The sequence below is a fragment of the Geitlerinema sp. PCC 9228 genome, assembly GCF_001870905.1.
In the GTDB taxonomy this organism is placed as follows: domain Bacteria; phylum Cyanobacteriota; class Cyanobacteriia; order Cyanobacteriales; family PCC-9228; genus PCC-9228.
On record NZ_LNDC01000048.1, the window covers coordinates 24,709 to 51,377 of the forward strand.

The 26,669-nt window shown below is 51.9% G+C and carries 22 protein-coding genes; 13 read left to right on the forward strand and 9 right to left on the reverse strand.

All coding sequences use genetic code 11. From position 1 onward, the window contains the following. Nucleotides 1-36: 36 nt before the first annotated feature. The 5 genes from lptB to AS151_RS03410 form a co-directional block, all read right to left on the reverse strand. The gene (lptB, locus tag AS151_RS03390; protein WP_071515661.1) at nucleotides 37-765 is read right to left on the reverse strand and encodes an LPS export ABC transporter ATP-binding protein; all 729 of its coding nucleotides are present in this window, start codon (nucleotides 763-765) and stop codon (nucleotides 37-39) included. Then, a complete protein-coding gene (locus AS151_RS20560; RefSeq protein ID WP_343327417.1) occupies nucleotides 762-1,295 on the reverse strand; it encodes an LptA/OstA family protein in 534 nt (177 codons plus the stop codon). Before AS151_RS20560 ends, lptB begins: the two co-directional genes overlap by 4 nt. 147 nt (nucleotides 1,296-1,442) lie before the next feature. Beyond that, the gene (locus tag AS151_RS03400) at nucleotides 1,443-2,003 is read right to left on the reverse strand and encodes a late competence development ComFB family protein (protein WP_071515662.1); all 561 of its coding nucleotides are present in this window, start codon (nucleotides 2,001-2,003) and stop codon (nucleotides 1,443-1,445) included. A gap of 115 nt (nucleotides 2,004-2,118) precedes the next feature. Then, nucleotides 2,119-3,027 (reverse strand): M23 family metallopeptidase, encoded by a 909-nt coding sequence (locus tag AS151_RS03405; RefSeq protein ID WP_084639375.1) that lies wholly within the window; start codon nucleotides 3,025-3,027, stop codon nucleotides 2,119-2,121. Nucleotides 3,028-3,095: 68 nt separating this feature from the next. Further along, entirely contained in the window at nucleotides 3,096-3,308 is a 213-nt protein-coding gene (locus tag AS151_RS03410; protein WP_071515706.1) for an RNA chaperone Hfq, read from the reverse strand. 277 nt (nucleotides 3,309-3,585) lie between these two features. On the opposite strand from AS151_RS03410, the gene dapF reads away from it, so the two are divergent. Next, on the forward strand, nucleotides 3,586-4,473 hold the full coding sequence (dapF, locus tag AS151_RS03415) for a diaminopimelate epimerase (protein ID WP_071515663.1): 888 nt from the start codon (nucleotides 3,586-3,588) through the stop codon (nucleotides 4,471-4,473). On the opposite strand, the gene AS151_RS03420 is transcribed toward dapF, so the two are convergent. Further along, nucleotides 4,430-5,827, reverse strand: coding sequence for a glycerol acyltransferase (locus AS151_RS03420; RefSeq protein ID WP_071515664.1), 1,398 nt, complete (start codon nucleotides 5,825-5,827; stop codon nucleotides 4,430-4,432). The genes dapF and AS151_RS03420 overlap by 44 nt on opposite strands. Before the next feature lie 139 nt (nucleotides 5,828-5,966). On the opposite strand from AS151_RS03420, the gene AS151_RS03425 reads away from it, so the two are divergent. After that, nucleotides 5,967-7,133, forward strand: a complete 1,167-nt coding sequence (locus tag AS151_RS03425; RefSeq protein ID WP_071515665.1) for a hypothetical protein — start codon at nucleotides 5,967-5,969, stop codon at nucleotides 7,131-7,133. Here AS151_RS03425 and AS151_RS03430 read toward each other — a convergent pair. Continuing rightward, entirely contained in the window at nucleotides 7,130-8,869 is a 1,740-nt protein-coding gene (locus tag AS151_RS03430; protein ID WP_071515666.1) for a DUF1565 domain-containing protein, read from the reverse strand. The two genes, AS151_RS03425 and AS151_RS03430, sit on opposite strands and share 4 nt — an antisense overlap. A gap of 343 nt (nucleotides 8,870-9,212) precedes the next feature. Here AS151_RS03430 and AS151_RS03435 point away from each other — a divergent pair, with 343 nt between their 5' ends. The 3 genes from AS151_RS03435 to AS151_RS03445 all read left to right on the forward strand — a co-directional run bounded on the left by AS151_RS03435 (nucleotide 9,213) and on the right by AS151_RS03445 (nucleotide 11,753). Continuing rightward, nucleotides 9,213-10,274 (forward strand): thiamine phosphate synthase, encoded by a 1,062-nt coding sequence (locus AS151_RS03435; protein WP_071515707.1) that lies wholly within the window; start codon nucleotides 9,213-9,215, stop codon nucleotides 10,272-10,274. A 50-nt stretch (nucleotides 10,275-10,324) separates the two neighbouring features. Beyond that, a complete protein-coding gene (gene thiS, locus AS151_RS03440; RefSeq protein ID WP_071515667.1) occupies nucleotides 10,325-10,528 on the forward strand; it encodes a sulfur carrier protein ThiS in 204 nt (67 codons plus the stop codon). Between the two features lie 292 nt (nucleotides 10,529-10,820). Beyond that, a complete protein-coding gene (locus tag AS151_RS03445) occupies nucleotides 10,821-11,753 on the forward strand; it encodes a DUF1517 domain-containing protein (protein WP_071515668.1) in 933 nt (310 codons plus the stop codon). A gap of 479 nt (nucleotides 11,754-12,232) precedes the next feature. On the opposite strand, the gene AS151_RS03450 is transcribed toward AS151_RS03445, so the two are convergent. Next, nucleotides 12,233-13,669: a DUF3370 domain-containing protein gene (locus AS151_RS03450; RefSeq protein WP_071515669.1), complete on the reverse strand. Its 1,437-nt coding sequence runs from the start codon at nucleotides 13,667-13,669 to the stop codon at nucleotides 12,233-12,235. Nucleotides 13,670-13,747: 78 nt separating this feature from the next. Here AS151_RS03450 and AS151_RS21280 point away from each other — a divergent pair, with 78 nt between their 5' ends. Together AS151_RS21280 and AS151_RS03460 are read left to right on the forward strand one after the other, a co-directional pair. Continuing rightward, nucleotides 13,748-14,566 carry a hypothetical protein gene (locus tag AS151_RS21280; protein ID WP_071515670.1) on the forward strand — a complete coding sequence of 273 codons (819 nt, stop codon included), beginning with the start codon at nucleotides 13,748-13,750 and terminating at the stop codon, nucleotides 14,564-14,566. A 265-nt stretch (nucleotides 14,567-14,831) separates the two neighbouring features. After that, nucleotides 14,832-17,063 (forward strand): transketolase, encoded by a 2,232-nt coding sequence (locus AS151_RS03460; protein ID WP_071515671.1) that lies wholly within the window; start codon nucleotides 14,832-14,834, stop codon nucleotides 17,061-17,063. 596 nt (nucleotides 17,064-17,659) lie between these two features. Here the strand turns inward: AS151_RS03460 and AS151_RS22445 are convergent. Continuing rightward, a partial coding sequence (locus AS151_RS22445) for a hypothetical protein (RefSeq protein ID WP_211517507.1) occupies nucleotides 17,660-18,445 on the reverse strand: 786 nt, incomplete at its 5' end. 1,540 nt (nucleotides 18,446-19,985) lie between these two features. Between AS151_RS22445 and speB the strand changes: the two genes are divergently transcribed. From speB to AS151_RS03495, 6 genes are all read left to right on the forward strand, one after another. Beyond that, nucleotides 19,986-20,942 carry an agmatinase gene (gene speB, locus AS151_RS03470; RefSeq protein WP_244532842.1) on the forward strand — a complete coding sequence of 319 codons (957 nt, stop codon included), beginning with the start codon at nucleotides 19,986-19,988 and terminating at the stop codon, nucleotides 20,940-20,942. A 43-nt stretch (nucleotides 20,943-20,985) separates the two neighbouring features. Continuing rightward, nucleotides 20,986-21,552, forward strand: a complete 567-nt coding sequence (locus tag AS151_RS03475; protein WP_071515673.1) for a thioredoxin family protein — start codon at nucleotides 20,986-20,988, stop codon at nucleotides 21,550-21,552. Between the two features lie 127 nt (nucleotides 21,553-21,679). After that, the gene (gene pyrH, locus AS151_RS03480) at nucleotides 21,680-22,408 is read left to right on the forward strand and encodes a UMP kinase (RefSeq protein WP_071515674.1); all 729 of its coding nucleotides are present in this window, start codon (nucleotides 21,680-21,682) and stop codon (nucleotides 22,406-22,408) included. Next, nucleotides 22,395-22,943, forward strand: coding sequence for a ribosome recycling factor (gene frr, locus AS151_RS03485; protein ID WP_071515675.1), 549 nt, complete (start codon nucleotides 22,395-22,397; stop codon nucleotides 22,941-22,943). The genes pyrH and frr overlap by 14 nt, the downstream gene beginning before the upstream one ends. Before the next feature lie 331 nt (nucleotides 22,944-23,274). Next, the gene (infC, locus tag AS151_RS03490) at nucleotides 23,275-23,832 is read left to right on the forward strand and encodes a translation initiation factor IF-3 (protein WP_071515676.1); all 558 of its coding nucleotides are present in this window, start codon (nucleotides 23,275-23,277) and stop codon (nucleotides 23,830-23,832) included. A 101-nt stretch (nucleotides 23,833-23,933) separates the two neighbouring features. Beyond that, nucleotides 23,934-26,228 (forward strand): GH116 family glycosyl-hydrolase, encoded by a 2,295-nt coding sequence (locus tag AS151_RS03495; protein WP_071515677.1) that lies wholly within the window; start codon nucleotides 23,934-23,936, stop codon nucleotides 26,226-26,228. Nucleotides 26,229-26,669 lie beyond the last annotated feature (441 nt).

Consider the following 26,669-nt stretch of genomic DNA (forward strand, 5'->3'; position numbering starts at 1 on the left):
TCGAAGCTTACGATGCTCCTGTGCCAGTGAAACTGGTTAGAGTTGAAAATTTTTGCCCAGATAGTACTTGCGTACCAAGGAATTATTGTATAATTCCGTCGCCGTTCCCGAAGCGAAAATTTCCCCTTCTCGCATAATATAGGCGCGATCGGTAATTTCTAGGGTTTCGCGCACGTTATGGTCGGTAATTAAAATTCCCATGGGATAGGTACGCAACCGGGCAATAATATTTTGAATTTCCGAAACGGCAATGGGATCGATCCCAGCAAACGGTTCGTCGAGTAGCAGAAATTTCGGTCCCCAACGACCCACCGCCAGAGAACGAGCAATTTCCGTACGCCTTCTTTCTCCACCAGAAATGCGAACACCCGTGGTGGAAGCAACTTGATGCAAGCGAAATTCATCCAGTAAAGCATGCAAACGTTGGGACCACTCCTGCCGGGGAACTTGGGTTTGTTCCAGAACCAACAGCAGATTTTCCCGTACGGTCAAGTGGCGAAAAATGCTCGGTTCTTGGGCGAGATAGCCGATTCCCAATCTAGCGCGACGGTCGATCGGTAAAGAGGTAATGTTGCGTTTCCCCAACCAAACCGAACCGCAATCGGGTTCGATCAAACCTGTAATGGTATAAAACATGGTCGTTTTGCCAGCGCCGTTGGGACCGAGCAAACCCACAATTTCCCCTTGGCTAACGGCCAGGTTGGCCTCTTTGACTACCAAGCGCTCGCCGTAGGACTTACAAATATTCTCCAGGACAATTTTCACCGAACTGATTCCTCCGACTCCTCCGATTCCGATTCCGATGGCATCGAAGGCAGCGACGGCGGATTATTGTCCCTGGTATCGTCAGTATTGCCATTGGCAGAGGCTTCCGATTCCGATGGAGTGGTAGGAAGCGCCGGGGCATCCGTACCGCTACTGCCAGGATTGTTGTTGGTCGATTCTGGCACTACGTAAACCGATTCTACCTGTTCGTTGCTAGCCGGTCGCGCCACAAACAACCCTTCGTCAATCAGGTAAGTCACAGTTTCCCCGCGGATGGTGTTGCCGTTTTGTAAGACACGTACGTTGCCCGTAAGGACGATACGACGTTCGCGGGTAAAGTATTGAGCTTGATTGGAAGTGGCGTAGATTTGTTGGGCCGGATAATCAATCTGTACGTTGCCGCGGGCAGTGATAATTCCAGTTTGGGCATCGGCTTCTTGAATGTCCGACTTCACCGTCAGTTTCCGATTGCCCGCAGGTGTATTGGGGGAGGTTTGAGCAGTTGGGGAATTGCTCGGTTGAGCATCCATCGGTTGGGTCCAACTGCCAGCCACCACCAACCATCCAAGCAACAACCAGCCAGAGGTAGATAAAAAGGAACGCAGCAATAGCTTGAACATGTTGGTAAAGAAAATACCATGCAAATGAAAAAAAAACTTAGGCAGGGAAAAACCTTCCTAAGAAGAGGACGTACCTTGGTCGTTTTGGGGTTCAAATTCTGGGGCGTAGGCTTGCAGCAAATTGCTGACTTGGGAAATGACTTCCTCTTTGGAAGAGGTACCCAAAGCTTGCCGTTCCGGGAAAAATTCCGGTTTGTTGAGGGACTGAGCGATCGCTTCTTTGACCTGCTTGCTGATAAATTCTTGCAATTCTTCCTTGGCACGGGCACGTTGGAAATTCGCCCCCTCTTCGGTGGTAGCATATAAAGGTGGCAAGCGATTGAGCGCGTAAGCAGCAATATCCCCCACATCCAGGTTTTGCTCGCTGGTTGCCTCGATTTCCGCCACCTTGGCGATCGCTTCCGCCAACACCAACTCTTCCATAACGTTAATAAATTGCTTGCGGGGCAGCACCACCACTTCCCCAGTTAACAAAGCACCCATGAGACGGTCGAGGGCCATATACTCTTCAATGGATAGTTCGCTGGCGGCATTGCAAATCCGCCCCACCTCAGCTTCCATCGCCGAGGTGAGATATCCATCTTTGAGAGCTTGTTCGACAATTTTGACAATGCTCATACAATTAACTCGCGTTCTACAAAAAGACTGTTTACCAATTTTGACCGATAGCTAGCAAAAATACGATCGCCCAACTAGGTTCTCGTTGATGGAATCCCTACTGGCAAAGATTGTATTACTCAATTCCCCGAAAACGCCAAGGAACCGGATCGATCGCCCGGCCGTGAACGTACAACCCCCAATGCAGGTGAGGACCAGTGGAAATTCCCGTAGACCCCACCGTACCAATCGCTTCCCCAGCAGCCACCATTTGTCCCGGTTGCACGTCAATGCGATCGAGGTGTAAAAAGATGCTAACCACCCCTTGTCCGTGGTCAATGCCCACCGTATTGCCATGAAGGGCAAAGCCTTCGGTTTCGCGGCCCACCAGAGCTACCCGTCCGGCGGCAGGCGCTACCACCGTCGATCCCCTTCTGCCTGCATAGTCTACCCCACGATGGTAGTAATTGTTGGCAAATTCACCGTTGTAGTAGCGACGAACTCCGTACACGGTGGTCACGGAACCGGGATGGGGGCGTAGGAACGGACCCTGCCAGAATTTTTGCGGACTCACCAATTGCTTGAATTCTGCCACCCGGTCGAATTCGTAATCAGTGCCGGTAAGGCTGGCTTTAGAATCGCTCAGCCAAATGGATTGGGTAGGAAAATTGCGATCGCGTACGTAGACCGCCAAATTTCTCACCTGTTGGTCATCGCGAACGCGCAAAGTCCGCCGACCGGGCTCTTGTAGGGGCGTTGTGGGCAACAGCACCCGAAATCGATTGTCTGCCTGGGGAAAAGCCGGATAGCTCGTTCCATCCCAAATCACTTTCGGAGGAGAACCGCCGGGGACCTCTGATTCGATGGTAACGGAAATCGTCTCCCCCAAACGCGGGGTTTGTGGGGTCAACTCAACTTCCAAAGCCAGACATCGCGCCGCCGGAGACAAAATCCCCAGCAAAAGTCCCCAACCAAGCCAAAAAAATCTTCCCCGCAACCGCCTACCTAGAGGCAGACGAAAAGTCAGCCGGTTCGCTTGCAGCATGCCTGTCGATCCTTCTTCCAAAACTGAATTTCAGAATTCTTGCCCAAACCGGTCCCCTGCAAGGAACCCTAGAATTTGGGTTTCATGTAAACAATGGCTTGACGCCACACCAAAGTTTGTTGGTCGTAACTATCCACCAAGCAAATACATTCCGCATCTTGCCAAAAAACCTTCCCTACCAAGAGATCGCCGGTGATTAATTGCAATTCCACTTCCTTTTTCTCTTTGATATAGTCGGCAATTTTGCGAACGCTTGGCAATCCAGGATCAAATTCTGCCATAGGTAAAAAAAATTGAACTCTTTCAAGTTTATAAAAAAACGGGAGCATTTTTGCAGCCAGCTATAGCTTAGCTCGCCCCAAGAAGCCATCAGAAACCGCCGCGAATAGAAACATCCACCCATCGGGGCACCCAGCTGCTGCCAGGGCCTTTTCTGCCTGCCGGTACCATCTTTCGATCGTACCGGGGAAAAAAGGATAATATCCACAAGCAGACACCAAGACCCCTTGGTATAGTACAAGGTTGAGGAAAAAACCGCACGCAAGCGCCGGAAAAACTATGGAATTTATCAAGTATCAAGGCCTGGGAAACGATTTTATCCTGATTGACAATCGCCAGCAAAACCAACCCTTACTCGCTGCCCAACAAGCCATCCAACTGTGCGATCGCCATTTTGGCATTGGGGCCGATGGCGTGATTTTTCTACTACCCCCCCAAGCAGATAGCGACTGCAGCATGCGCATTTACAACGCCGACGGGTCGGAACCGCAAATGTGCGGCAACGGAATTCGCTGTTTGGCCAAATTTGCCGCCGATTTGGGTGTTTCCCCCAGCCAGCAAAGCGGTCGTAGTTGGCAGTACCGAATTCACACCCCAGCCGGCATGATGATTCCCGAATTGTTAGAAAATGGCAACGTCCGGGTTAATATGGGCATGCCGCGGCTAACCGCTCGGGAAATTCCTACCACTTTGGTCGCCCCCGACGAACGCGCGATCGCCACTTCCCTAGAAGCAGCCGGCCGCCCCTGGCAGGTTACCGCCGTCAGCATGGGCAATCCCCACTGTATTATTTTCACCGAAAACGCCGACGAAATAGCCCTCGAAACCATCGGTCCGCAATTGGAAAACCATCCCGCCTTCCCCGAACGGACGAATACAGAATTTGTGGAAATTGTCAACCCCTCTTTAATCAAAATGCGGGTTTGGGAACGGGGGGCTGGTGCCACTCTCGCCTGCGGTACCGGTGCTTGTGCTTGCGTTGTGGCCGGCGTTCTCAATCACCTGTGCGATCGCAACTGTACCGTAGAACTGCCCGGCGGTCCTTTAGACATTGAATGGTGCGAGTCGGACAACCGCGTTTACATGAGCGGTCCTGCCGAAGCCGTATTCACCGGTCGATTGACTAGCGAATCAACGACGTTAAAGCCAACTGCAACTGTTGGGTAAGTTCGGAAACCGCTTGGCGGCGGCTGGTTTGGTAGTGCTCGAAGCGGCGGCTGACATCGATGGGCGTACCCACCCGAATGGTAGCGCGTTGCTGGCCCAAGCGGGGGCGTTTGAACGGATTGCTACCGCGAAAGCGCGCCATCACATCCCACATCAAAAAGAGGGTATCGGCAAAACGTTCCGCTGTGGGATTTTCCTTCACGTAATCCCCGGTCACCGCCACAAAACTCTCCACCAGCCGCATGTGCCACATGTACCGATTGGCTTCAACGGCAATCCAGTCAGCCAACCCCCGTTCCAGTAGGGAGAGACTTTCCCAATCCTGGATATCGCTGCGGTAAATAAACTCCCATCCCGCCTGTTCGATGCGACGGCAGCGATCGACAAACGTACCTTTCCCCGACAGCCCAAAATAGGTTTCCGACACCCGCAAAGCCGCATCCAGCAACACCGGCAACTGCTTTTGGAATTTGACATTGAGGTCGGTTTCCGAGGAAAACTCTGGAATGGGTTGCTGGTAGTGGTAGCGGTAAAATTCAGCCATAACCGATAGCAAGCGATCGCCCAAACGCAACAAGCGTCGGTACAAATACATCTGTCGGTCGCTGCCCAAATCAACCGGCGTCTCCGGCAGCGTATCCCGATCCGGTGCCTGGGGAACCCCCATATCCTGCTCCAACTTCCCCAGCAACTTTTCAATCCCCTGCCAGGGCGGTTGCAAATAATCATATTGAATTCCCACCGGCAAAATCAGTACCCGCTCGCCCCGGTTTGCCTTTTGCAAATCCTCCACGCACCAAAATCCCAACTGGGCAACCCCCGGTTCCAAAGGACTTATAATTTCATTGTGCCCGTTGGTAGCTCCTTCCGGCGCTGCCATCATGGGAAATTGACCGTTCAAAAACAAATCTCTCGCAGAGCGCAACCCCACTCGGTCTACCTTCCCCCGATGAATGGGAGTCCCCCCCAATTTTGGGTACAACCAGCTCACCCAACGACCCGCCCACAAAGGAATGCCGCGGTCGTAGATAAAATGGGTGTGTACCGGCTTGGGCAAAGTCACCCCCTGGCGTTTGGCGTAGCGGGGCAGCCAGTGCCACAAACAATAAGACAGAACCAACGGATCGTCAACGCTGGGATGTCGAAAAGCCAGCAGCCACCGAATTTTTCCATCGGCAAAATCCTGATAGGTCTGCAGCAACTGTTCCCCGTTTTCCACCTTAATATGGGCTACTGAAGTGCGCCAGCGTAGCAATGGTAAAAGCGTCAGTTGGGCCCCCTGGCAAACCCATCGATTGTACTGAGGGGGCAAAAAAGGCAGGGCAGGTTGGGCGCGCAGGTCGGAATTAGACATGAAAGAACCTACGAAAATACTGGACAAGCAACGGTACCAACAGCAAAATAGAGGAACAATGACCGATTGGCTTCAATGATACAGTTTTTGAAGCTGGGCAATTCAGGCAACATAGAAACGGTAGCTACGAAGGACGCTCATGAGCGGTGGTATTTATTTAATTCAAAACGACGATCGGCTTGTAGAAATGAAAGAGCAAGCTTATGAAACGGAAGAACAGTTACAGGAACTCCTAGAAAAATATCCCAACCTGCTTGCCGGCGATCGCATTGACCGGGGCACTGCCAGGCAGTGGTTGACTGTTTACCGGGAAATCGACCTCCCCATCGATGAAGATGGCGACGGTCGCTGGTCGTTGGAGCATTTGTTTGTCGATCAGAATGCCATTCCCACACTGGTATCGGTCAAACATAGCGATGATACGGCCAGCCGGCGTCAAGTTATCGGGCAGCTGTTGGAGTATGCCGCTAATGCTATGGTGGCTTGGCCTTTGGAATTTATCGTCTCCCAATTTGAAAGCAACTGCCGCCATGCCGACCGCGACCCGGAGCAGGTATTTGCCGAGTTTTTGGGGGATGAAGCCGACGAAGAACGATTTTGGCAGCAGGTAAAAACCAACTTACAGGCTTCCAAAATTCGCCTGATTTTTGTTTCCGACGAAATTTCCTCGCAATTGCAGCAAGTGGTGGAGTTTCTCAACGAGCAAATGAGCCCGGCGGAAGTTTTGGCGTTGGAAATCAAACAATTTGTGGGCGAGGGAGAGCTCAAAACGTTGGTACCGCGATCGATTGGCCAAACGGCAGGTGCCCGAAAACGCAAAGCCAGTGCTACCCGGGAGAGACGCAAATGGGACCCGGTTTCCTTTTTCCAAGAATTTCAAGCGCGACACAGCAGCGAGGAGGCGGCCAAAGCTCGCTGGATTTACGATTGGGCAATTAGCAAGGCACCGAATGTGATGGTTCACTGGGGAACGGGGGATACCTACGGTGGTTTCAGTGCGGAAGTCAAACCCAAAAATCTCCTGCCCATGACTTTGTTTACAGTGGCGATTGATGGTGGGTTGTGGATTGATTCGCGGGAATATGCCAAGCAACCTCCGTTTAACGAGCAACAGGAATGGTTGGAGTTGCGCAGTCAGTTGAGTTCGATTGGCTTGGCTTTGCCCCTAAATCTCACCGAAGGCAGGCAGCCCAACTGCTTGCTATCGACGGTGAACGATAAAACGGCTTTGGATAAAGTGCTGGATACGTTTGAGAGGATTTTGCAGAAAATCCTCGCTTCCGAACAACGTGGGTCCCAAGATTAGTTGCTTGTGTGGCTTTCGATGGACTGCATGAGGGTGCGCAATCCTTGACGACGCAGTTGGTAGAGTAATTGGAGGGCGCGGTAGCGTTCGCGGAAAGCGCCGGCTTGCCACCAGGTACGCTCGTCTACTTCCACCCGGAAGCTCTCAGGAACCAGCGATCGCAAGCGTTCTCGTTCCCGTTCGCTTTGGGCATCCACCAGGATGCGATAGTTTACCCCCAAACGCGCGGCATGGTTATTATCGACGCCGGGGGCTTGACGGTTGGACGTATCTATGGTAATAGAGGGTGCCTCCCCAGAGGTGGGGATATTGGCCTCGGGCACTGGCAGGACGTTGTTGGGAGGTGCGTCCAAATTAGGTAAGGGAGAAGGGCGGCGCTGCCGTTGAGGGGCGGTATTGCCAGCATTGCGGTTGGCAGCTGGGCGGCGGCCATCCTGACCACGGTCGCTGGCTGGTTGCGGTACTTCAATTTCGATGGGATTGGCCCTGGTGGGCACTTCTGTCTGAGCAGGGGTGGTATCTGCGATCGCCGGGAAGTTGCGCTCGCTTTGATTTTGGCGATTGGAGCGATGGGGGGATGCCCCAGCTGGTTGTGGGTTCAGGGAGGGGGGTAGTTGGGCGATCGCTTCGCGGCGGTTATTCGTCGAGGCAGTGGGATTGGGCATTAAATTACCTGCAATATCCACCCGTCCTTGCAAGCGATCGGGGGATACCTGATTGCCGAACGCTGGAATAATGCGGGAAGTAGCGTTATTGTGAATATTGTAGCGACCGTTGTTGCGAATCTCATTGTTGCCAGGACGCCCCTGCATCCCCAAATCAGGCAAAGCATTGTTAATCGCCACCACCCCATCCCGCTGGTTGTCGGCAATACGGTTTTGCCGCAAAATAGGCTGTGCCTCTCCCTGCACCAAAACCCCATCGCGATTGCCAGCAATCACATTATCCACCACCAACGGGGCAGCTTGTTCGGCAATATTAATCCCAAATCCCGTATTGCGAATTTGATTGCCTTGAATGCGTGGGGTAGCCCTACCATAGACCGTAATGCCGTTGGCACCGTTTTGCCAAAACCAATTGTTTTGAACAATGGCATCGCTTTCCCCCAACACGGCAACCCCATCGTGGGTATTGCCGGTAAAGGTATTGCGCACGATAACCGGACTGGCGGATTCCACCCAAACCCCATAACCGCGGGGATTGGGATTGGTCACCGTCACCCCTGTCAATCCCGACCAATCGGAAGCCACAATGGCCGCATTTTGCCGGGCGTAGGTGTCGCTGGTAAACCGGCCGCCCCCTTCGATCGTCACATTGTCGCCGCGACGGTTAGGATTGCCCTGGAGGGTGACCCCCGGTTGCAAGCGTAGGGGAAACTGTTCGCCGCTGGCTGTGCTGTAGGTACCGGCTGCCAAACGAATGACCGTGTTTGATGGGGCCACGGCTAGGGCTTGGGTAATGGTTTTTAACGGTGCTGCTTGGGTCCCCTTGCCCTCGCGATCGCTACCGGTGTTGGGATCGACGTAGAGGACTTGGTAGTTGGGCGCATCTGTGGGATTGGCAGAAGTGGCAGGGGCGTTCTGGGCAACAGCAGGTGGAGACACCAGCCCAGTTCCCCAACCCACCACGGTGCCCAAAGCACCAATTCTCAAAACCATAGCGGCAAAACCGATGCCAGCTACAATTTGGATAGACCGGCGCGTAGAGGCGGCGTGGTTTTGGTACGAACGTGCCATGGCAATTTCCTCAGTAAATAATACATCAGGCTTGGTTGGTTAAGAATGGGTGGTAGAACTGTTTGTCAACCCCGATCTCGATCTGCCTGGAAGTTTGCAGGTAGAGGGCTGCCAGGTAGCTGACACATTTTCTGTCCCAGCAGGCTGTCCCTACTGGACTGGAATAGATGATAGAATCAATGCCTACGTTTCGGGAACCGTCAACCCCACCAACCAAGTAACCAGTTGGCGAACGCATTTTTTTGTTAGACGTTTTGATGAAACCATGCATGGAGATGTTCCCATGGGCGAAACACCACGCGATGGTGCCCACCAAATCGACCGCAGCGATCGCGGCACCAGAATGGCCAGTGTCCCGTATCCACAAGCACAACCGGCCTTGTACCGTATTTTAGACGCCAATCTAGACCGGGCGCGAGAGGGATTACGCATTATTGAAGAATGGTGTCGCTTTGGCGTGCGCCATACCCAATGGTCGAACGAATGCAAGGAAATGCGCCAAGAGTTGGGCAAATGGCACCTTCCGGAAATGCGCGCTGCCAGAGATACCCCAGGCGATCCGGGAACTGAACTGACCCATCCTCACGAACAAACACGCGCTACAATCAGCCAGCTATTGCAAGCAAACTTCGGTCGCGTGCAAGAGGCATTGCGCGTGGTTGAGGAATATGGGAAATTATACCATCCCCAAATGGGGGAAACTGGCAAGCAAATGCGCTATCGTGTCTATACCTTAGAGAGCAACTTACTTTCCTACCAACGCCAACAATTGCTACAACAAGCGCAGCTGTATTTGGTCACTTCGCCATCGGACGACCTGTTGGGAACGGTCGAGGCAGCTTTGCAAGGCGGTTTGAGCTTGGTGCAGTATCGAGATAAAAGCATTAGCGATGGCGATCGCTTGGAACTAGCCCGGCAATTGGGCCAGTTGTGCCACCGCTACGGTGCCTTGTTTTTGGTGAATGACCGGGTAGATATTGCCTTGGCGGCAGATGCCGATGGGGTGCATCTGGGGCAAGAGGACCTCCCCATTGAAGTTGCCAGACAGTTGTTGGGACCCCACAAGATTATCGGACGGTCCACCACCAATCCGGAAGAAATGGCAGCAGCGATCGCGGAAGGGGCCGATTACATTGGTGTGGGTCCAGTGTACACCACCCCCACCAAACCCAATAAAGAAGCGGCTGGTTTGGAATACGTACGCTACGCCAGCGAACACGCCTCAATTCCTTGGTTTGCTATTGGCGGTGTGGATACCAACAACGTACAGGAAGTAGCCGCAGCCGGTGCCGAACGGGTAGCGGTGGTCCGCGCTATCATGCAGGCAGAACAGCCGACCCTGGTGACCCAGTATTTTGTTTCCCAACTGCACCAAGCACGCATGATGCATCAAATGCAGTCTTAAATGGTTTTGTCTGTTCCATGCAGTCTCTGGTGAATTGCGAATCAATATCTATGGCAAACGTACAAGTCAATGGCGAATATTGTAGCTGTCCCGATGGGTTGAAAATTCCCGAGTTTTTGGAACATTTTGGGTACAACCCGCGTTTGGTGGCTGTGGAGTACAACGGGGAAATTTTACACCGCCAGCATTGGGAAACCACGCAAATTGCCCCCGGCGATCGCTTGGAAATTGTTACCATTGTTGGCGGCGGCTAGTTTTGGAAAGCGATCGCTGAGATAGGCAGTACCAAAGGCTTTGGCTTCCCCGAACCAGCCACCAATACTGCGACCTCTAGCAAAAAACGATAGAGTGGAAGAGAGGAACGTTAAAGAAGTTTAACAAAAGCTGGACAAAAACCGGACAAGCAAACAATCTATAGGTGCTTCCACTGTTTTTGATTTGGATTGTCGGGGACTCGAATTGACGGCCCCTGGCGAACATCTCTGGCCATTCTGACGCAAGACGCTAAAAACGATAACACCGATTGCAATTTCCATCGTGGCAACCATGTATCAAAAAATCGCAACCTTTCTCAAATCGGTTCTCAAACCGCTGTTGGTCTTTACTCTCGTCGTCGCTCTGGCTTTCTCCCAAATTCATGTAGATGAGGCAGCTGCCCGTCGCAGCGGCGGTCGCATCGGCGGCGGTTCCTTTGGTGCCCCCCGGAGTCCTTCTTCCGGTCCTACCTACAAGGGACCCAGCCGCGGCGGTCCTCGCGGTGGCGGTTTTGGCTTTCCCTTTCTGCTGCCCTTCTTTGGCTTTGGCGGTTTTGGCGGAATTTTCGGCATTCTCGTGATTATCGCGATCGCCAATTTCCTCCTACAAAGTTTCCGCCGCATCAGCGATTCCTACGAAGAACAAGCTGCCAGCAATCCCAACGTAACTGTTGCCAAAGTGCAGGTTGGTTTGCTCGCCGAAGCCCGAGAGTTACAGGATAACCTCAACAACTTGGCAGAACGGGTCAATACCAACACCTCCAGCGGTCGCTTGCAAGTCCTACAGGAAACCACGCTTTCCTTACTTCGCCATCCCGAGTACTGGGTTTATGCCTCTGCTAGCAGCGAACAAACCAAACTCCAGCAAGCAGAAAGCAAATTTAACCAGCTGTCCCTACAAGAACGCAGCAAATTTACCGAAGAAACCCTCTATAATGTCAGCGGTCGCCGTCAGAACAGTGACTCCTCTGCCATTACCGAACCCAACAAAGACCAAGCACCAGGAGAATACATCATGGTCACGGTCGTGGTAGCTGTACAAGACAAGCTCAAGCTACCGGAAATCAACAGCAGCAAGGATTTAGAACAGAGCTTGCGGCAGCTGGGTAGCGTCTCCAGCGATAGCTTGTTGGCGGTGGAAACCCTATGGACCCCCCAAGCACAAGGGGATACCCTCACCGCCGACGATCTGCTAGCGGAATATCCCCAACTGCACCTGCTCTAAGTTGTAACCGAAAATTCTCGTTAAAATAGGTAAGGAGGACGTACAGCAATTGTTTGTACGTCTTTTTTTTGTAGGTTTTTGGCTTTTGGAAGTTGGAAATTGCGATGGGGAAGCAACAAAGCGATCCAATTTTCTTAAAACTATGCAATAAAAAATCGAGTCTCTTTGTCTCATCTTTATCTTTGCGTTCTCTCAGCCCATCATTGCCAACTTGCCGACAGATGTCCAACTACGACTCCATCGTTTGAGCCTGGCGGCATGTCGGTTTGAGGGGAGAATTCGTAGCTGAGAGTCAACATGATGAACAAAAATAGATTTATGAAATTTCGCCTGCTTTTCTAGATCCTAGTACATGGACTTGATTTTGACGGCGGCTAAAGCCGCACGGGGAGCTTTTCCTCCCGGCTGGGAAAGAGGCAGGGCTTTCAAACTCCCGTCTTTTTTCGTAAAATTGGGAAATCCTCAGAAATCATCATTTCTCAGAAATTGGATCGTTGTGTTTCTGCCGAGTTATTGGGTTCTTGTTGGATGGTCAATACCTGCGGTGGCGTAGAGTCCGGTGGATAAATTAAATTTACTTCCACCGTACGGGTTTGTTGGGGGGTCAGCTGCAAGCGCAGTAGAGGTTTGCCTGCCTGACCCCGTTGTTGAACCAAATGAACGTAGCGGGTTTGTTCGTTGCCCTGTTGGTCTTGATAGTGTAAGCGTACCGTTCCCCGGAAAAAGACCCGCTGTTGGGGTGGTGTAAAAAACAATAATTCCTGGGCGTTGTCGTCTTGCTTGAGGGGGGTAGAAAGGGAAATGGTGGCAGTTTGTTGTTGTGCGGTGGGATTGTGCAGGGGGATGGTTAAATCGTATTCTACCCCATAGTTCCCGTGGGCGTAGTAGGCTGTATCTTCGTAGCGAACCAACATTTCGCCGCTTTGCACTTGGTTGGTCCCCAAACGACCGCGGTGAAGGGTACTCAACCCATAGGCGATCGCTCGGCCGGAAGAAGGAATCGTCAAGCGATCGCTTTCCGGATCCGTGAGAGTTGCTTCCCAGCGCGAACCGCGCGCCACCCCAGCAACGCGACCGTAAATGGTTTTCATGCCCCGCAATCCCAACGGCGTAGGTTTCAAATCCCGAGGACCAGCCAAATCACCGGTTTTCAGCAATTTTTGCCAATCATCCAGTTGGGGAATGGTTTCGCGACCCTGCTCGTTCAAAGGCGCGTACATCGCCAAATTCGCCACATAGACCGAGCGATCGCTTTGCAGGCGCATCAGCGTAGACCTGGCATTGGAAGAAGGAGTCCGCCTGCCCACTGGAATCGGCATATTCAGCAGCATTTTACTTTCCTGCGGTGGAATCACCATTTCCGGATGCCAGTTGCCTTGGCTGTTGCCCCGCAAAAATTCATTTACCAAACGACTTCCCGGACCCGAATAGACATTGCCCCGCGGATCTGGCAGATAATCCGGCAAATCCACAAACGGAGCATCGGGTTTGGTTAGATAGCTGAGTCCTTGTAAAATTTCTACAGTGGCCGGCTGTGTGTTGGGATTGTGCAGCAAAATTCCTTGAAACAGAGTATGGGTTTCTTCCGGCGTTCGGGCTTTCGCCAAATGGTGGGAAAAGATATCAAAACGTCCTTGAAAAGCAAAATCTAAGTGGGCTTCAGGATGTTTTTTTTCTGTAGGGGGAAATGTAGATAAAAGAATTCCTTCCGTATCGACCACTTCCGGGCTATTGCTGTTAAAAACGGGCACATCGTTGAGTTCCCCAGGCAGGGCTCGTACCCGACTGGGTTGTATAATTTCGTGGGGAGGTAGTGTAGACTCCGCAGGAGGTGTTTGTTCCGGAGGTAAAGCGCGTACCGGTGTAGGAAGCGATCTAGGTTGCGATAGAGTAAGGACAAGAATATGTGGAAGCATGGGCGCACTTGCGTAAAACGACAAACCAAAAACGTACTTTTACCGAAAATTCGCGTAAAGATCTGGTGGCAAGTTCGAGTGCCAATTATAGCAACAGTTCTTTTCCTAGCTGGAATTGGCCATGGGAATCCCAACGCTAACAATCGGGTATGGGCAGCTCCAGACCCCAACCGACCCCAGCCATCTGAGTCCAGATCTTCTTATTGTGAGGGGAGGTTTCCGGATGGTTTTCTAACCGGGGAAGGTACCTGCGAGTTTCCCAGCGGCAATCGCTACAAAGGAGCGTTACGTCAGGGAAAACCCCACGGTCAGGGGCGATTTGTTTGGGCAGATGGCACCTACTGTGAAGGGGATTTTCAAAACGGCCGCTTGCACGGACAAGCGGTTTGTTTTATGGCCAACGGCGATCGCTACGAGGGAGAGTTTCGCCACGGCAAGCGCCACGGTCAGGGAGAAATTCAATTTGCCAACGGAGGTCGTTGCCAGGGAGAATTTGCCAACGATCGCCTCAACGGAGAAGGGGTTTGTCAGTTTACCAACGGTACGCGATTTGAAGGGCATTTTGTCAACGGCGTTCCCCAGGGATTTGGCGAATATCGATTTGCCAACGGTACCATCTGCGAGGGATATTTCGACGACAATTTGCTTGACGGTCGCGGCGTTTGTACCTTTCCCGGCGGCGATCGCTTTATTGGCAACTTCGTACAAGGGGTTCCCCAGGGAGAAGGGGTTTACATCGCAGCCAACGGCGATCGCACCCGCGGTATCTGGCGAAACGGCGAATTCAAACCCCAAAATCCTCCAAAAGAAGATTCGGAAGAAGATGCGGATTCAGAAGACGACGACAACCAAGAGGAATCACCAACCGCCGCTATGGTTGAGTTAACGGGAAAATAGAAAAGTCAGCGAGCGTACCGAGTGTGGGAGATGTAGAAAATAAATTTATTTTTGTCTCCCATCCCCCGACGCCCCGATGCCACCATACCCCCTCTTGAAGACTTCCCATTTCCCATAAACATCTGCGAAAGTGGATATAACATTTTTTATGTCCGAAGGGACGACTTTGGCAACATAAAAGTTGTAAAATGGGGGAACAATTCATACAGTAGAGAATACCCAGAAAACAAAACCATTTGGCGAAACGAATATAAGGGAGTTCAGCATGACCATCAGCGCCGATGCCACCACACAAGAAAATCGCGGCGGTAACGAGCTACCGGATTTTTGCGAAGGGATTCAGTATTTTTGCGAAACCAAACCCGATCTAGATATTTACGGCAACGAAGCCGCGATCGCAGCGGAAAAGACCGCGATCGCCAAGGCCAGCGACCCCACAGCCGTATATCAAACCCTCCTCGCAGCGGATGCGTTGCGCTATTTAACCCTGCAAGTCACCGCCAGTAAAGGGTCCGGACACCCCGGCGGCTTCGCCAGCAAGGCAGAAGTCTACGCTGCTTTGGTCATGCTGGGGTATAAAAACATCATCACCGAAGTGGGACACCACGCCCCTGGTTTTTACAGCGCCATGTTTCTGGACCGTTCCCTAGAAGAAATGGGAATTTACAACGTCCAGCAAATGCGCGATCGCTTCCGGGAACACCAAGGTCTGTTGGGACACCTCTCCGGGCAAATTCCTGGGTTGCTCAACCCCGCCGGTCCCCTCGGTCAAGGGCAACACTTTGCCATGGCAGGGGCCAAACTGCATCCGGGGGTTCTGTTCCCAGTCACCATTGGCGATGGCGGCATGGGCGAACCCTACGTCATGAGCAGCATGGCACACTTCAACACCGCCTATCCCAACATCACCAACTTCCTACCCATCCTGGTATGGAACGGATTTTCCCAAGAACACCACAGTATGGTTTCCACCAAACCCAACCAGGAAATGATCGACTACTGGCGCGGTCACGGCTTCCAAGAAATTATCTTGGTCAACGCCAAAGACTACGACGACGCCAACCAGCCGGGAGAATACGTAGACAGCACAGAATTCTCCTGGAAACAGCGCATGGCCTTTACCAAAGCAGTCTTGGAAGGGTTGGATCGGGCAGCCAAATCCGCTTTAAGCGGCAAGCTGACAGTCTTTATCATCAAACAGCTCAAAGGGGCCGGCGTTCACACCCGCGGTGCCAAATCCCACAACCTGAAACCTGGAGATACCCTAGACAAACCCCACATTATCGAATCTTTGCAAAAACGCGCCCTGCCGGTAAAAGCTTGGGAATTGGTACGTCAAAACTTCGAGCGTTCCAGCGGCGGACCAGCCGTGAAAACTGTAGTCACTGAAAACCAACTACCCCTGTCGGATTTAGGGGAACTATCCCTAGAAGAATTTGAAGTAGGCGGCGAGAAAAAAGTAGCCACCACCGCCATGGGAGCGATCGCAGCGCAAGTGGGACAAAAAGACCCCAACTTCCTGGTCAGCAACGCCGACGGCAACGCTGCTTCCGGGATTAACAACATCAACATGGCGCTGAAAATTATTCACCCCACCCCCGACGAAGACTACCATCAAGCGCCCCAAGGACAGGTATACGAACCCCTCAGCGAAGATGCCTGTGCTGGTCTGGCGGCTGGATTGTCCCTATTTGGCGGGCGATCGCTGTGGTGTTCCTACGAATCCTTCGCCATCAATGGCTTGCCCATTTGGCAGACCGTCACCCAAGCTATGGCCGAATTGCGACGCCCCACCCCAGCCACCATTACCCTATTCACCGCTGGCGCTTTGGAACAAGGGCGCAACGGCTGGACCCACCAACGTCCAGAAATTGAAAACTACTTTGCCGCCATGATGCGCAATGGCAATGTTTTCCCTTTGTTCCCCTGCGATGCTAACAGCATCCAAGTCTGCTATCGTTGGGCGCTAACCGCGAAAAATAAAGGCATTACCATCACCGCCAGTAAGTCTCCGCTACCAGTACGGAGCACCTTTGAACAAAGCCACCAGGCATTGCGCGACGGCGCAGTGATTTTGCAGGAAACCCCCGGCGACAAAACTGTGGTTCTGGCCGTTATTGGTGATATGACCCTGATTCCAGCCTACGAAGCTGCGGAAAAACTAGCCGAACAAAATATTGGTTCTAAAATTGTTTCCGTTATCAACCCGCGTCGTTTGTATCGTTCCCACGATACCGCTTGGGAAACCTGTGCCGAACCCGACGGCGATTTTCTCAGCGATGCCAGTTTCCAACGTTTGTTTGGCGGCGATGCGTTGATTGGCATTACTGGTGGTTCCAGCGCCATGTTTGAACCTATCATGCTACGCAGTACCGTGAATCGAGATATTTTTGCCTGGAAGCGTGGCGAAACGGCTGCCAGTGCTTCCCAAGTGATGGAAATTAACGGTATCACGGGAGATAATTTGGCCAAACGTGCTATGGAATTGATGGGTTAGAGCTAACGAAATCCTGGTTTGGAGGGTCAATCTGCTAACATCCCTATGTAGGGTCGATTTGCCAATCGGCCCTACCCCTTTGAAATCATTTTTGGCTCGTTTCCATACAATTCTCCGAATCCGTTTTATAAAACCCTCAATAATTTTGGTTGTTGTCAGGGCAACGTCCGATTTTATAAATACCAAAACAAATGAAGATTAACCAAGAATCTTGTTTGTTGGGTGGACATCTATTTGAATTTGGTGGATCGAGCAATGGCCTGTTCCCGTATTGGATACAATCTAGCCATTAAATTACCCACTATTTTAGCCTAGATATGCTACTACTTGAAGGTGGTTTTTCCGAAAAAAGACGAGAGCTTTCAAGCTCTGCCTCTTTCCCAGCCGGGATGAAAAGCGACCCGTGCGGCGGTCGCCACCGTCAAAATGTGCTACAATTGCGTTAAAGTACGTTCGGATAGGGCGGAAAAATGCTTGCCGAGGGGAATGGAATGTCGTCGGGGATGGACTAGCTCTGTTCGCGAATCCCTTCGCAGGCACACCCAACGAAGCCAGCATCTCACGAATTCTATTTGTGAGAGTATCAAATATTGGATTTAGGAAGGTTCCTGAAAACCAGGTGCTTCTGCCCGTACAGCCGTACTTAAATCGGGAGTAAATTCAATCTCGTAATCAAAGGGAGAACTGGTATCCGAACCGGTGTTTTCCATAGCTGTGGTATCGGTTTTTCTAGGGGAGAAGAAAGATTCCGCTTGGACCACCAAATTTTCACCGTTTAGAGATAAATCGGTGACGGTGAGAGTGTTGCTATTGCCATTGCTTAACACGGCAGATAGGAAGGTTGCGTTGGTAATATTGCCGTTTTCGGGATTGACCTTGGCAATGATAGAAACTTCAGCGCCACCGCCTTGACCGTAGCTGCTGAGCCATCCATTACTGGCAAATTCTCGGAAGTCATCTTCGGGTTGCCCTTGGGTACCGGTAGCGCTAAAGATGGCATAGAAGTTGTCAGTACCATCCCACAACAAGCCATATCCCTGGCTGTCGTCGTTGCTAACTTCGTAATCGGTGCGTTCCCAAGCTAGTTCTCCGTCGGTATAGCGAACCAAGATGGGATTTTGATTGTTGGTGGAAACTTGTTCGTAGCCGATGTACAGGCTGCTGTTGTCAATGGTGACGGAAGGTCCGTTTAAAGCAGCGACGGCTTGTTCGTTGCTGGTATCGACGCCAGAGAAGTTTACGCGGTTGTCGCTATTGACAGAAACGACGGGTTCGACGGCGCTATCGCTACCGGTGCTGCCATCGCTATTGCTGGTATCGTCGGAATCATTGGTGTTATCAGTTCCATCGGTATTGTCGCCATCGCTATTGCTGGTATCGTCNNNATCGCTATTGCTGGTATCGTCGGAATCATTGGTGTTATCAGTTCCATCGGTATTGTCGCCATCGCTATTGCTGGTATCGTCGGACTCATTGGTGTTATCAGTTCCATCGGTATTGTCGCCATCGCTGGTACCATCGCTATTGTCCGTATCCTCAGTACCGTCTGTGTCGTCGGTATCGCCAGTGTCGCTGTCGTCGTCAACAATGGTAACGGTGGCGGTGGCGCGATCGCCTAGAGGAACGCCGGTACTCTTGGTGAGTTGTACTTCAATGCTTTCGTCGGGTTCTACCTCGCTATCGTCATTGATGGGAACGGTGAAGGTGGCACTACTTTCACCAACGTCTAGAGTCAAACTACCGGAGACTGCTTGAAAGTCGCTGCCGGCAGTAGCTGTACCGCCAGAACCGGTGTTGTAGTTAACAACGACCTCGCTAATGGGGTCGCCACTGCGTTCTACCGTGACGGTGGCATTGCCAGCATTTTCGTCAACTTGCACCGTTTCTTGAGCAAAGGAAACTGTACTTTCTCCTTCTTCAGTGGGGGTGGTGGCTTCAAAATCGGTACTGGTAATGGCACTGGGGTCGATTCCCGATACAACGGCTAAATACCGACCGCGCCCCAACTCGCGAATCACCGTATCGCCTGACAATTCTCCGGTTCCGGCGGTCACTTCCAACTGATTGAAGCTCAAACCGCCTTCCAACTGGAAAAAGTCCACTTCATCGGTAAAATCGGTAATGACATCCGCAGTGGCCGCTTCAAAACCGCCACTTGCTTCCGACAAAACGAATCGATCGCGACCGCTGCCGCCAGTTAGGGTATCCGTACCGGCATCGCCGTAGAGTTCGTCAGCCCCCATGTCGCCAAAGAGGCGATCGCTATCAGCCCCACCATGGAGGGTATCGTCATCTTGACCGCCGTAGAGGGTATCGCTGCCCTGGTTGCCGTTGAGAACGTCGGCTTGGGTGTTGCCAAATAAAGAATCGTTTTCGCTGCCACCGGCGAGAGAATCGCTACCGCGATCGCCTATCAGAACATCAACCCCTAAATTCCCCAACAGCCAATCATCCCCATCACCGCCGTAGAGACGATCGTCATCTTGACCGCCGTAGAGGGTATCGTTGCCCTGGTTGCCATTGAGAACGTCATTTTGGGTGTTGCCAGCCAGCCAGTCGTGACCACCAAGACCAGCGATCGCATCGATGCCCCCCAAAGCGACAATTCGGTCCGCTTGCTCGCTACCGGATATGCTATCGTCCGAGATGGTGAGAGAGCGAACTGGAGAATTTTCAGCAGTGGCTTGAATAGCAGGTTCCATGGAGGATAAATCCTAGAAAATTTGCCATTGAAAAGGGAAAATTACCGGCACTTTCCATGGTTTTGCCGAGATGGAAACCGATAAAATCGCCAAATTAGGGGAATTCTAAATATAGCGCTCGATCTTGCCACCCGTAGGGAATGGGAAATTCCCAAGCATTGGGTGCCAAGCAATCCCCAAACTTGGTTAGAAATAGTGTTCTGCAGCGATATTGCCACCCATGACCGATACTGCCCGCTCTACTATAACAGATTCCAGCATGGCACCGGCGACCCAGCGATCGCTGTTGCCTTTTATTGGTAGCGAAGTGCAAGTTCCCTACCAGCAAGCCAAAGTTGTGGTTTTGCCGGTTCCGTTTGAAGCTACCACCACCTACCGCCGGGGGTGCCAGGACGGACCTGCCAGCTTGTTAGAAGCCTCCGACCAGTTGGAATATTACGACGACGAATTCGACTGCGAAATCTGTTGGCCGGTGGGCATCCATACCACCGCCGCCCTCGCCGATACTCGCGCCGGGCAAACCATCTCTCCAGAAAGCATGGTAGCCGCTACCCAAGAAAAGGTGGCTCGGTTGGTAGCCGACGGCAAATTTGTCGTAGCCATTGGTGGCGAACACAGCATTACCAGGGGCGTGGTACAAGCCTACCGCCAAGTTTCTCCCAACGAACCCTTCACCGTGGTGCAAATCGATGCCCATGCGGATTTACGCCCAGAATACGAAGGTTCGGAGAACAACCACGCCTGCGTCATGCGCCACGTGGTGGATATGGGGGTGCCCACCCTGCATGTGGGGATTCGCCATTTGTGTAAAGAAGAAGCCGATTTCATCAAAGACCGACAGCTGCCAGTGATTTGGGGGCGAGACCTTGCCGCCGACGCCCACTGGATAGAACGTGCTTTGGCAGCCATTTCCACAGAAAAGGTCTTTGTTACCATCGATTTAGATGGTCTCGACCCCAGTTTTATGCCTGGTGTGGGAACGCCCGATCCGGGGGGATTGACCTGGTATCAGACCACAGCTTTCCTGGGGCGCATTTTTGCTGCCCACGAAGTGCTGGGTTGTGACATTATGGAGTTAGCCCCCGTCATGGATTCTGTGGTGTCTCAGTATACGGCGGCCAAACTTCTTTACAAAGTCATTGGCTATAAAGCGCTGGCTGCCCAGTGGCTCGTTTAAGGAAGTTGCGAATTTGTTAAGCCCATTTTATAGATACAGAACAATGAGCGTAATAGAAATGAGGGGTACGCCCATCGGTAGCTATGCGCCGGATTTTGAGCTACCCGGTACGGATACGCAAGTGCATCACCTTTCCAAATATTTGGAAATTTATCAAGCCGTGGTGGTTGTCTTTTTAAGCAATCAATGTCCCTACGTGCAATCGTACTTGCAGCGACTCAAACAATTGCAGGCTGACTGGCAAGAAAGCGGTTTGGCAGCGATTGGTATTAATGCCAACGATACCCTGCAAGCCCCAGAAGAAAGTCTCGAACACATGCGCACCTTTGCCGAACAGCAGCAGCTCAATTTTCCCTACCTGCGGGATGTGAACCAAGATGTGGCCAAATGCTTTGGGGCTAGCAAAACACCGGAGGTTTTTTTGGTCAATCGAGAAGGGGTGTTGTGTTACAAAGGGGCTATTGATGATTGCGCCGATACCCCGGCGGGGGTCACGCACAATTACCTACAAGATGCGGTGACCCGGGTGATGGCGGCACAGCCAGTAGACCCTCCCCAGACAGAAGCCATTGGCAGTGCCATTGTATGGCGGGGGGAAACAAACACCTAAAGCAGGGATGGGACCGCCAGTGTCCAAGCAAGGCAGCTGTACGAATCCCCCCAGAAATATAGTGGCAAATTGACTTTGTGCTGCTATCGTATGGGGGGAGGTTATTAGAGTTGCAAATATTTATCGAATGGGGAAAGTATATCAGCGGATATTATTAAAGATTAGTGGGGAAGCCATCATGGGAGATATGGGCTACGGGATCGATTCCCAAGTCGTCCAAGCCGTCGCCCAGGAGGTGGCCAATGTGGTGGCTGAAGGCGTACAAGTTACCATCGTAGTTGGCGGCGGCAATATCTTTCGCGGGGTCAGGGCGGCGGCGGCTGGCATGGATCGGGTAACGGCTGATTACATCGGCATGATTGCCACCGTGATGAATGCTTTGACCCTGCAGGATGCCCTGGAACAAATTGGCGTTCCCACCCGCGTACAATCTGCGATCGCCATGCAAGAAGTGGCGGAACCTTACATTCGGCGTCGCGCGGTTCGCCATCTAGAGAAGGGTCGGGTGGTGATCTGTGCGGCGGGTTCGGGGAATCCGTTTTTTACCACCGATACCACAGCGGCTTTGCGTGCTGCGGAAGTGGATGCGGAAGTGATTTTCAAAGCCACGAAGGTGGATGGGGTGTACGATGCCGATCCGTTCGTGGACCCCAATGCCCGAAGGTACCAAAGTTTGAATTACAGCCACGTCCTCACCAACGACCTGCGGGTGATGGATAGTACGGCGATCGCGTTGTGCAAGGAAAACAATATTCCGATTGTGGTATTCGACCTCTCGGTGCAAGGCAACATTCACCGAGCGGTTATGGGAGAGTCTGTAGGAACCATCGTAGGAGGTTACTGTGAAGTTATCTGAAGTTGAAAGTTCTATGAAAAAAGCCGTAGAGGCAACGCAAAGAGCTTTTAATACCATTCGCACGGGTCGGGCCAACCCGTCATTGCTGGATAAGGTAACGGTGGATTACTACGGTAGCGCTACACCTCTAAAGGCACTGGCCAATATTAGCGCGCCGGATGCGACTACGATTACCATTCAGCCGTTTGACCCCAGCACCCTAAGTGCTATTGAAAAAGCCATTTCCATTTCCGATTTGGGGCTAACCCCCAACAACGACGGTAAGGTCGTGCGCCTCAATATTCCACCGCTGACCAACGAACGCCGCCAAGAATTTGTGAAATTAGCCAGCAAATATGCGGAGGAGGGGCGCGTTTCTATCCGCAACGTACGCCGCGATGCCGTTGAAGAAACCCGTAAGCGGGAAAAGAATGGGGATATCTCCCAGGATGATTCCCGGGATAACCAGGAAAAAATCCAAAAGCTGACGGATAAATACATCAGCAAAATTGATGATATGCTGAAAGAAAAAGAAGATGAGATTATGACCGTCTAATTGGCAGGACGGCGATCGCCCTGGGGCAATGGGGGGTATTCCCCCTGGCAACGGTCCCCCCATTGACCCAACAGCAGGCATCAATAACAAAACTTCATCATATTTTCCGGCCAAACACCTGTTGAAATCTTGGTATTCTGATTAAAATGGCAGGTGAAGTCTTGATAGTATAGTATTCAATCGGTCTACTGACAGCCCAACCATCGATAACGGTGGGGGAGGGGATGCCCCAAGTGGGATACCTACCTCGATGCCAACCGATATCTGAAGGCTGGTTGTTAGCCGATTCACCCCCGTTTTTTTAAAGACGAGGCACCGATCGCTTAGCTTTATTACCGTGAGTCCAAAAAAATCCAACAAGCGCAATCTACCTCAAATCAATCAAAACATCTCCTATCCCAAGGTACGAGTGATCGACACCGACGGCGAGCAACTCGGGGTTATGTCTACCCGGGATGCCGTGGCGATCGCGTCTGAAAAAGAACTCGACCTGGTGTTGGTTAGCGATAAAGCCGACCCCCCCGTTTGCCGGGTCATGGACTACGGCAAGTACAAATTTGAACAGGAAAAACGGGCGCGGGAAGCCAAGAAAAAGCAACACGCGGCAGAAGTTAAGGAAGTGAAGATGCGCTATCAGATTGAGGAACACGACTATAAAGTGCGCCTCAATCAAGCCCAACGCTTCCTGAAAGATGGCGACAAAGTCAAAGCCACGGTGATGTTCCGGGGGCGCGAAATTCAGCACACCAATCTAGCCAAAGAACTGCTCGAACGCTTGGCAGGAGACTTAGAAGAGGTGGCTGAAATCCAGCAAAGACCCAAACGGGAAGGTCGCAGCATGATGATGATGCTGAGTCCCAAGAAAGCGGAATCAAAAAGCAAAAATTGATGCAGGGAGGATCGCCGCTGTGGAACTTCTAGCTGCGATCGCGAGGGGAGTCGTCCGAATCTCGCCAGCGTGCTAACAGTGCCTCTACCTATCCGTTCGCTATGCCAGCCAACTTTCCTCCCTATTCTTGGCGTCGTCCCATAGGTCTAGATTGGGACGACCTTTATACAGCTTCTTCCTCTACTTCCCCCCATCCAGGTGCAGAAGGCGGCATGCCCTTGGGGGGCTTTGGGTCTGGCTGTTTGCAACGTTCCCCACATGGGGATTTTCGCTGGTGCCCATTTGACCGCCCAATTCCCCAATGGCAATCTTTGCCCGGCTGTCAGTTTGCGGTGTTTGAGGATACGGGGGAACGCCGCCACGCTTATGCTTTGTCTGCAGCCCCTCCCGCTGATGGGCGTTTGTCGGCTTGGCAGTGGTATCCCCAAAAAACAAAAGATGCTGGTAGTACGAGCACCTACCGGGTGTTATACCCGCGGAGTTGGTACGAATATGAGGGAGTGCTGGCAACTTCCCTCTATTGCGAGCAATTTTCTCCCATTTGGGCGGGGAACTACCAGGAAACCAGCTATCCCACTGCCGTTTTTTCCTGGGTCGCCCACAATCCCAGCGATCGCCCCATTACCGTTAGCCTGTTAATGAGCTGGCAAAATACCATTGGTACCGCCACAGAAGCTGGCGAGTCCAGGCGGGGCAACTACAACCGGTTGGTGGAAGATTTCCATCGCCTCGGCTGCGTCATGAGTCGCGTGAAAGTCGGCGATGTGGGGTCTGGAGACGGGCAATGGGCGATCGCTACCGTAGACAATCCTGCCGTAGAAGTTTTTTACCATACCCGCTGGCATCCCACCGGAGACGGCAGCGAAATTTGGGACCCCTTTGTCCGGGATGGGTCTTTAAACGATATCGAAAACGAAGAACCAGCCACCGAAGACGAACAAATTGCCGTTGCCCTTGCCGTTCGATTTACCTTGCGACCCGGCAAAACCCGTACCATTCCTTTTTTTCTCGCTTGGGATTTTCCCACCCGTTCCTTTGGCAATGGTCACACCTACTACCGCCGCTATACCGATTTTTTCGGTCGCAATGGCAATCAAGCTTGGTCGGTGATACGTACGGTTTTAAAACACCACCAAGATTGGCGGCAAAAAATCCAAGCCTGGCAGCAACCCATTCTCGACCATCCCGACCTCCCCGATAGCATCAAAATGGCGCTATTTAACGAACTGTACCTGCTAGCGACTGGCGGTACGTTCTGGAGTGCCATGGAAAACGAATATCCTTTCGGTCGGTTTGGCGTATTGGCAAGCTGGGATTCCCCATACTACGAAAGCTTGGATGACCGATTGTACGGTTCTTTTGCTTTATTGCTGCTGTGGCCGGAACTGGAAAAATCCGTGATGCTAGCGTTTGCCCATTCCATTCCCAAAGCCGATGCGCGGGAAGCGGAGATAAATGAGAATTATTCCCAACCAAATCCCAGTATTCGCAAGCATCCCGGTGCCACTCCCCGTGATTTGGGATATCCTGGGGAACATCCCATCGAGGAAACCAACTATACTGGCGGGGGCAACGGGCAAACCGATTTATCGTTATCCAGTCTTTTTCCTTTGCAGGTTTATCGGGATTATCTATTAACGGCTAGCACAGATGGGGATTTTTTGCAAGAATGCTGGCCTGGGGTTGTACAAACCCTGGACTATGCCAAACAGTTGGATGCTGATGGGGATGGCATGCCCGAACCTGGGGGAATAACTGCCTATGGCGGTGGTTTGTGGTTGGCGGCTTTGGAAGCTGCGATCGCGATGGGTCAGGAACTATTAGAATTTCAAATCGATATAGAACCAGACCCGCAAGCGGCCATTACCAAATACCAACAATGGCTGGAAACAGCAACTCAGGTCTACCAAGAAAAACTTTGGAACGGTCGCTACTATCGTGCCAATAACAACAGCGAAACCGATGTGGTGGTTGCCGACCAACTGTGGGGACCGTTTTTTACCCAATTGCTGGGTTTGCCGGATATTATACCGCGCGATCGCTTGATAACCGCCCTCGACACCATTTACCAAACCTGCTTGGTGAAAGCTACCAACAAGCAAGATTCTCCCAGCATAGCCAGTCACTTTGCAGAAAATACAGTTTCTGAGAAGCAAACCGATGCAGCTGGTGTAGAAGGATCTACAGGTATCACCTGGGGATTGGCTGCTTTGATGGTACAAAACCAGCGTAGCGAATCAGGCTTTCACCTGGGCGAAGCGATGGTCCAACGCATCTACGAGGGAGGATGGCAGTTTCGTACCCCAGCCGTTCTCACCGCCGATGGTCAAGTTCGCGAAAGCTATTCTTTACATGGTTTGGCGGTTTGGGCGGTTTTTGCGGTATTGACAAATTGACAAAAAAATGGGCGGGCGGGTTCTTTCTTGGGTCTTTGCGGTGAGTGGGAGGAGGGGGAGGAGTGGGAGGAGTGGGAGGAGGGGAAAACCACAAGAAGTTTTCGCCTTAGCTTGGGGGATTTATCGGGTCTTCGCAGACGGATTTGGCATGATGGAGTTTTCCGAAAATTAACCCTTTTTGGAAAGACTGTGGCTTGGTCTTTGAGAAACGAAAGAAAAAAGTGAAATTTTTTCCCACTATCGCCCCAAATATGGTATTTTATTAGTAGACGCTATCTAAATAATGGGAGTAGTGGCGATTTTCAGAAAAAAAGACACTATTCCCATTATCTAAAGTATACGTCAAAAATTTCCCAAAATCAATCCCCAGTCATCAAAAAAATTCACTTTCCCCATTCTGGGAGTTCAAAGCCAAAGTCGGTTGAGGATAGATATCGAACA